This window comes from Streptomyces sp. NPDC059003 (assembly GCF_042740445.1).
In the GTDB taxonomy this organism is placed as follows: Bacteria; Actinomycetota; Actinomycetes; order Streptomycetales; family Streptomycetaceae; genus Streptomyces.
Window position 1 is genome coordinate 1 of sequence record NZ_JBHYJH010000357.1, and the last position, 3976, is coordinate 3976.

Annotated in this window: 2 protein-coding genes and 2 pseudogenes; all 4 read right to left on the minus strand. The window is 66.0% G+C overall.

Going from position 1 to position 3976, the window contains the following annotated elements; translation table 11 throughout:
• Positions 1-51: 51 nt before the first annotated feature.
• Positions 52-1041 (minus strand): hypothetical protein, encoded by a 990-nt coding sequence (locus tag ACFWZ5_RS45310; protein WP_384893048.1) that lies wholly within the window; start codon positions 1039-1041, stop codon positions 52-54.
• Between the two features lie 17 nt (positions 1042-1058).
• Complete coding sequence (locus ACFWZ5_RS45315; protein ID WP_384893051.1) at positions 1059-1325, minus strand: hypothetical protein; 267 nt, start codon at positions 1323-1325, stop codon at positions 1059-1061.
• Between the two features lie 73 nt (positions 1326-1398).
• Positions 1399-2265 (minus strand): annotated as a pseudogene (locus tag ACFWZ5_RS45320) (terpene synthase family protein); the annotation flags it as partial.
• Between the two features lie 145 nt (positions 2266-2410).
• A pseudogene (locus ACFWZ5_RS45325) lies at positions 2411-2627 on the minus strand (4-hydroxy-3-methylbut-2-enyl diphosphate reductase); the annotation flags it as partial.
• Between the last annotated feature and the right edge of the window lie 1349 nt (positions 2628-3976).

The following is a 3976-nucleotide window of genomic DNA, read 5'->3' on the forward strand; positions in this document are numbered from 1 at the left end:
GATCATCGACCGCATCTGCCGCTACTGCACACGAATCTCCGGACCGGCTCACTAGGGTGCGTACTCGTCGACCCAGTTGCCGTCGGGGAGGTAGCGCGCGCTGCCGTGGGCCAGGTACCAGGTCTCCAGTCCGCTAACCGTGTATGCGAGGTGGCGGACGTAGTTCCGGACCGCCTCCTGGTGCTGGCCGAAGGATGGGAGGTGCTCGTAGAGGTGCAGGAGCTCCTGGACGTCGGCGGTGTAGACCTCCAGCATGGCGGTGCAGGCATCCTCCAGGGTCAGGCCCCGTTCGTGCTGGAGCACCAGGGCGAGGTTGATGACGTCACCCACCTCGGCGGGGCGGGCGAGCTCCTTCATCAAGGAGAAGGCGTCGTTCTGCCAGGCGGCCAGCCGGGCGACGAGGTGCTCGGCCCGGGCGATCACCGGATGGGTGATGATGTCCTCGGGGAGACCAAGGTTGAGCTCGATCTCCACCATGCGCTGGTAGGGGATCTGCACGATGGTGTGCGGCCGGAACCGCTCGAGCTCGGCGAAGGTGGGGATCCGGCGCTCTCGGCGCAGCGCCGACTCCGTGGTGAGCCCCTTGTAGAAGTAGCCCTCCACGGAGCGGATATAGCGGTCGAACCAGCCGGGCGGGGCCAGCGAGAGGCACAGGTCTCGCAGCTGGGCCACCTTGTGCACCAGAGGGTGATCGGTTGGCTGTTCCGGGGAGCCACGCAGGATGGAGACCACCCTGTCCTGAGTGCGGGTTAGCCGGGTGGGTTCGCAGATGCCGAAGTAGTCGTCGAACAGTGTGGTCCAGAGCAGGTGCAGGGCACAGGCGAGCGCGCGCTCGGGGGAGGTGGAGTGCGGGTGGCAGTGCACGGTCGCGTACCCCATCTCCATGGAGACGACCTGCTCCCGTGCCTGCGGGCTCAGGTGTGTCAGCTCGCGGCACCAGCGGTCGAACTGCCGGACCGTGTTCTCGGCGTACCGGCAGCTGTCTCCCGGATAGAAGACGTCGGGCAGCCGATACTCCTCGAGGCGGAGGAAGGCGGGCATGTGGTCTAGGTACACGGTTACCTCTGGTTGTCGCAGGCGTAGGAGTCGCGGTCATAGCTCTGGATGTAGGCGTCCACCCCGCGCCAGCCCAAGATGACGAAGCTGAGGTGGTGGACGTGGTTGGCGACCGCGTCGTGCAGGTCGCCGAAGTCCGGCAGAGTGGACTGCAGGCGGACGAATTCGGCCAGTTCCCGGTCGTGTAGGGCGAGCGCACGCTGCCACGCTGGCCGGGCGTCGATGTCGTGCTCGTGGGCCAACACGTTGATGAGGTTGACGCTTCCCATGCCGGTGTGCATATTCTTCCTTGCCGTAGGACTGGAACTCATTGATCCAGCCGGTGATCCGGACGGGGAGGGACTTGAGCGTCCTCACCATCGGGTGGTCGTGCACCGTGGCGAGCAGGACGGCCCAGGTCTCCACCTCCTTGATAGCCAGGAAGGGGTGGATCATCAGCACCTTCTCCCGCATCGCCGTGTGCTTGGCGAGGGAGGGGCGGGTCCCGTCGTGCAGCCAGGTGCTTTCGGGAAGCAGCCCTTCGGCGTAGAGATCGAGTTCGTCGGCCCACCGGTCGACCGATGTGGCCGACAGGTAACAGAGCAGCTCCGACCGGAGCGCGGCGACTAGTGGTGCCAGCATCACCCTGGTGCGCTCTGCGGCCACCCCCCCTCGCCGCTGCGACCGTAAACGCACGCAGGCGCCGTACGACGTCGGGGTGGGCCCTTCGTATGTGTCGTCCTGGTACAGAGAGAACAGCATCATCCGAGCCAGTGGGAGGAGCCGCTCCCAGGTGGCCATGTATCCCGTGCGGGCTCGCTTGAAAGGCTCGGCCATCTCCGCCGGTACCAGGACGCGCAGTTCGCCGTCGATCCACTCCCGCTTGGTGTGCTCCTGGATTGCTGCCGCGTTCGGATTGGCTAGGGCCGCAGAGGGATAGCTCAGTCTGGCTAGGAGTTCTCGTTCCGTGGCGGTACTCCTTCCACTGCTTGGCCTGCTGATCGTGCGGTGGTAGCCCGCAGCTGAGTACGAGATGCCTTGCAGACGTGCCGTCCGCTCCACCGACGTCATGTGCTCGACGGCTTCGAGGATCGTGGAACCGCGAGCCGGGGTCTGGGGTAGACGGGAGCCCTGTGCTTCCGAAAGGTCTGCAGGGCCTGGTGATTCGTGGCGTGGAATGTGCGGTCTTGCGTGACTCGACGTCGTAGAGGGTGGTGTCGAGTGCGGCATAGTGCGGCTCGTACCGCGTGCAGTGGCGCTATGGGGTGCAGTTGGTGATCAAATTCTTCCGGTCTGCAGGTGCTGCTGGGCGGAAGGGAGTCGAACGCGCATCGATGGACCCTCAGCGGTGGAAAGGCGCGGTAGGCATGCCGGAGGATAACCACACGACCTTGGGGGAGTCGCGCCCTCGAGGCTCTGGGTGTGGCCGGGGCCGTCCACGCGAGTGGCGTGTTCGGGAGCTTCACCTAGGGTGCCGATCACCTCCTCCTCATGTCTCTCGTGCCCGATCAGCAGGATTTGGTGTCGGCGGTGGCGTAGCGGATGGCCTCCTTGTGGAGCTTGGTGACCAGCGGGCAGGTGGCATCGATCGCAACACCACTGTGCCCTCGGGGACTTGGCCGATGTCGTCGAGGAAGGCGGCGCCCTTCTTCTGCGGGCTCGGGGCACCGGCCGATGAGGGCCACAGCCGCCACCGCGCGGGCCTGCGGGACATCTTCCTCGCCGGCTACGGGGTCATCCTCGATGCTAGCCAGCCACGCGCAGACCGCGACGGGGTGCCAGGAGTCCGGGTCGGCGGGGACGGTGAGCGGCATGCTGGTGTCCATCCAGTCGAGGGGCAGTTCTTGCCAACAGCCAGGGCATCCGGCCCCACTGGGTGGTCTTGCCCCGGTAACGGGGAGGAATGGGCCCACTGCGGGGCAAGACCACTATGGACCGGCCGACGGCCCTGCACGGCCCCCCCAGGTACCGGTGATACCGCACAAGAGCCCCAGCGCCGGGGCTCCCACCAGGCCGTCTGAAGGATCGGCCCACACCCTGACCATACCCGTTGCCCCGCGCATCAAGACGGCGCACGACACGGCGCCCGGCAGCACGCGCCCGGCGTACGGCAACGACCGGCAGACGCCCGGTGTACAGGGTGACCAGGGAGGTATGGCAGGAATGCCCGGCACGAGGCGACAACGGCTGAAACCCGTATTCCGCGCGACGGTTGGGGCAGGCTATCCCCGGGGTAAGCGCCTTGATAGCACCGGGCGGCATGAGCTGTGGATGTGCGAACACACGACGGCTCCGGGCCCTTCGTCCCAGTCGGCCTGTTCCAGGCCGGGGTGAACTCCCGCGCACCCCGGCGCCCGCCGGGACGGTGTGCGAGGGCCATGTGGAGGGGAGCCGCGGGCGCCTCGCGGCCGCCGCCGCAGTACGGCATGCGGCGGCGTGTCCGCGCTGCCCATGATGTACCCGCTTCAGATCCACCACCCACGCTTCTGAGGTTTTCAGCTGGGGGTGCCATCGTGCCGGGGGCGAGGGTATTTCGATGTCATGCGGTCCCGATGGGTGAGGGGCCTCGCGATTTCCGGACAGGCATCTGGTGATGGTTCTATGCCGCGATGCGCAACTTCAGGTACTCGGCGTGGACTTCGCGCGGAGGACGGTAACCAACTGCCGAATGAGCCTTTTTCATCTTGCCGCTGGGAGGGTGAAAGGCCTGGTCAGGTGGGTCTTGGGTGACAGGGCAGGGCTCCTGGTCGTTGGTGTGGTAGTTTCACTCGTCACACTGGCGTCTGAGGGGCCCTGTTGGTTCCGTATTCGGGCCTTCCACCTGGGAAGTAGGCGCCGTTTCGTGTGGTTATGCGGCCAGGTTCATGTTACGTGATGCTTCGTAGGTGAACTTCTTTCATCCTGAATGGTCGCAGGTCAACAGCGTGTGGTTGGCTTGGAT